The sequence below is a fragment of the Halochromatium sp. genome (genome assembly GCF_046541315.1).
Lineage (GTDB): Bacteria > Pseudomonadota > Gammaproteobacteria > Chromatiales > Chromatiaceae > Lamprobacter.
Window position 1 is genome coordinate 1 of record NZ_JBKHDN010000276.1, and the last position, 2,914, is coordinate 2,914.

Annotated in this window: 3 protein-coding genes; 2 read left to right on the top strand and 1 reads right to left on the bottom strand. The window is 66.0% G+C overall.

All coding sequences use genetic code 11. From position 1 onward, the window contains the following. The coding region (locus ACLFQI_RS13050) for a hypothetical protein (protein WP_410759962.1) at window positions 1–255 on the top strand (255 nt) is incomplete at its 5' end. A gap of 42 nt (window positions 256–297) precedes the next feature. Here ACLFQI_RS13050 and ACLFQI_RS13055 read toward each other — a convergent pair. Next, window positions 298–2,364 (bottom strand): copper-translocating P-type ATPase, encoded by a 2,067-nt coding sequence (locus ACLFQI_RS13055; protein WP_410759964.1) that lies wholly within the window; start codon window positions 2,362–2,364, stop codon window positions 298–300. 16 nt (window positions 2,365–2,380) lie between these two features. Here ACLFQI_RS13055 and ACLFQI_RS13060 point away from each other — a divergent pair, with 16 nt between their 5' ends. Then, window positions 2,381–2,776 carry a lysophospholipid acyltransferase family protein gene (locus ACLFQI_RS13060; protein ID WP_410759965.1) on the top strand — a complete coding sequence of 132 codons (396 nt, stop codon included), beginning with the start codon at window positions 2,381–2,383 and terminating at the stop codon, window positions 2,774–2,776. Window positions 2,777–2,914: the final 138 nt, after the last annotated feature.

Sequence of the window (2,914 nt, forward strand, 5' to 3'; positions counted from 1 at the left end):
GTGTTCGATGACCGCGATTGGGCCTTGGCCTACCTGGACCTGAGCATGGGTTGGCCCAGCACCACCGCTGCTGCGGACCCTCACGGCAGCGTACACCCGTGCTTGGTGTCGCGACAGTCGATCGATTGGCTTGACCCTGCTGAGGAGACCTTGCATTTGGCGGTTGGGGCGCAGGAACTGCGCACAGCCTCGGCGATGCCGAGCCCCGTGGCATTCGACGAGCGTGCTCAGGTGCGCGTCTACGAACCGGCCTGAACGCACGACACCAGCGTTGATCATATGAATCGGGGTCGTCTTTCATTCACTGGAGGGCTTGAAGCGTCCGAGCAGCTTGGCATTGATGGCGACGATGACGGTGGAGAGCGACATCAATGCGGCGCCGACCGCTGGGCTCAGCAGGATGCCGGCGCTGTAGCCGATACCGGCGGCGAGCGGGATGGCGGCGGCGTTGTAGCCAGTCGCCCAGAACAGATTCTGGATCATCTTGCCGTAGGTGGCCCGCGAGAGCTCGATCACATCGGCGACGCGCTTAGGATCGGACTCGACCAACACGATGTCAGCGGACTCGATCGCGACATCAGTACCGGCGCCAATAGCGATCCCAAGATCGGCCTGCACCAGCGCCGGGGCATCATTGACGCCATCGCCGACCATAGCGACGATGTGCCCCTCGCGCTGGACCTCTTCGATGCGCTTGGCCTTCTCGTCCGGCAGCACCTCGGCGAAGAACTGGCTCAGGCCCAGCTCGTCGGCGACCGACTTGGCCACGGCCTCGGCATCGCCGGTCAGCATTAGGCAGTCGATGCCCATCGCCTGGAGGCGGCTGATGGCCTCGCGCGACTCATCGCGGACCATGTCCGCCAGCGCGATAGCGCCCAGCGGTCGCTCATCGTCCAGCACATAGACCAAGGTCTTGCCGCCCTGGCGCAGCTGGGCCACAGCCTCCTCATCGACCGAGATCGCCTGCTCGCGCAGGTAAGCGGGGCTGACCACGCGGATGCTGCGACCCTCGACCTGGGCCTTGGCGCCGCGGCCGGAGAGATTCTCAAACTCGATGGCATCGGGGATCTGCAGCCCCTTCTCCTGCGCGGCCTCGACGATACCTTGGGCGATCGGGTGCTCGGAGCGCGCTTCCAGGCCAGCGGCCAGGCGCAGCAGTGCGTCCTCATCCAGGTCGCTGACGCTGACGATCCCCTGGACGCCGAAGCGCCCGGCCGTCAGCGTGCCGGTCTTATCGAAGATGACGGCGTCGAGCTTGCGCGCGCGTTCAAAGCCAGCGCGGTCGCGAATCAGCAGGCCGCGCCCGGCGGCGAGGCTGGTGCTGACCGCAACCACCAACGGCACCGCGAGGCCGAGGGCGTGCGGGCAGGTGATGACCATCACGGTCACCATCCGTTCGAGCGCGAAGTCGAAGGCGAAGCCGACGACGAGCCAGGTGGTCAGTGTGATCACGCCGGCCGAAAGGGCGATATAGGTCAGCCAGGCGGCGGCCCGATCGGCCAGGTTCTGCGCCCGGGAGCGCGAGGCCTGCGCCTGGCGCACGGTCTCGACCACCTGCGACAGGTAGGTGTCGGCGCCGGTCTTCTGTACCTCCAGCGTGATGCTGCCCTCGCCGTTGATGGCACCGCCAACGGCCTCGTCGCCCACGCTTTTCTCGACCGGGCGGGACTCGCCGGTGAGCATGGATTCGTTGAGGCTGGTCTGGCCCTCGACGAGGGTGCCGTCGACCGGCACCTTGTCGCCGGGGCGGACCCGCACGCGGTCGCCCTTGTGCAGCTCGCTGACCGGCACCTCCTTGATCTTGCCGTTGTCGTCGAGGCGCAGGGCTTGGTCTGGCATCATCTGGACTAGACTCTCGAGCGCGCTCGAGGCCCCCATCACCGACGTCATCTCGATCCAATGGCCGAGTAGCATTACATCGACCAGGGTGGCCAGCTCCCAGAAGAACACCTTGCCTTCGAGTCCGAGCACCACGGCGGCTGAATAGCCATAGGCAACCGTGATCGCCAGCGCGATCAGGGTCATCATGCCGGGCGCGCCGGCGCGCAGCTCGGACCAAAGACCGCTCAGGAACGGCCAGCCTCCGTAGAAGAATACGGCGGTGGAGAGGGCGAGGAGGGCATACTGGTCGCCGGCAAAGTCGAGCATCTCGCTCAGCCCAAGGAAGGACTGAATCAGCGGCGAGAGCAGCAAGATGGGCACCGTCAACAAGACCGAGACCCAGAACCGCCGGCGGAAGTCGGCGATCATGGCCCCGTGATCATGATGCCCATGATGCTCATGCTCATGCTGATCTTGGCCTCCGTGCTCCTGATCTTGCTCCGGATGAGGCTCCTGCTCGTTATGGCTCATCGAACGGTCCATCAGCGGCTCTCGTCGGGTGATATTGCTGTCTCTCGATTTGGCGACGCTCCTGCACGCACTGGTGCGCCAAATCCTGCGCGGGCCGTTTCGGCTACAAGCGAGCGGGACCGAGCAGATCCCACCCTCGGGTGCCTGTCTGCTGACGCCGAACCACCTCAGTGCGGTCGATCCGGGGGCAATTCTGGCCGTGCTTGATCACGCACGTCGGCGCACCACCTGCTGGGGTGGCGCGACCGCCATCTTGTTCAACCGCCCCTGGATGCGATTACTGAGCCGCAGCATGCGCGTGCTGCCGGTCGACCCCGGCGGCAAATCCGCTGACCAGCCTCGCCCCATCGCCAATGCGCTCCAGGCGCGTGTGCGGAGCCTCGGTGCCGACGCCATCCAGCCTGTTGCGCGCCATTCACCATGAGCTCGCTGCAGGCTGAACGTCGACGCCGATTGCGCAGCCATCCGCATCAAGCGGCAACGGCCAGCGCCTCGCGCTCGATCGCTTGGCCCGAGATCCGGTGACGCTCCATCAGATCCTCGGGCGAGCCGGAGCGCGGCT

What these genes read in the sequence shown, in the direction of transcription:
- ACLFQI_RS13055 (WP_410759964.1), bottom strand. Translation starts at nt 2,364, where the DNA reads ATGGACCGTTCGATGAGCCATAACGAGCAGGAGCCTCATCCGGAGCAA.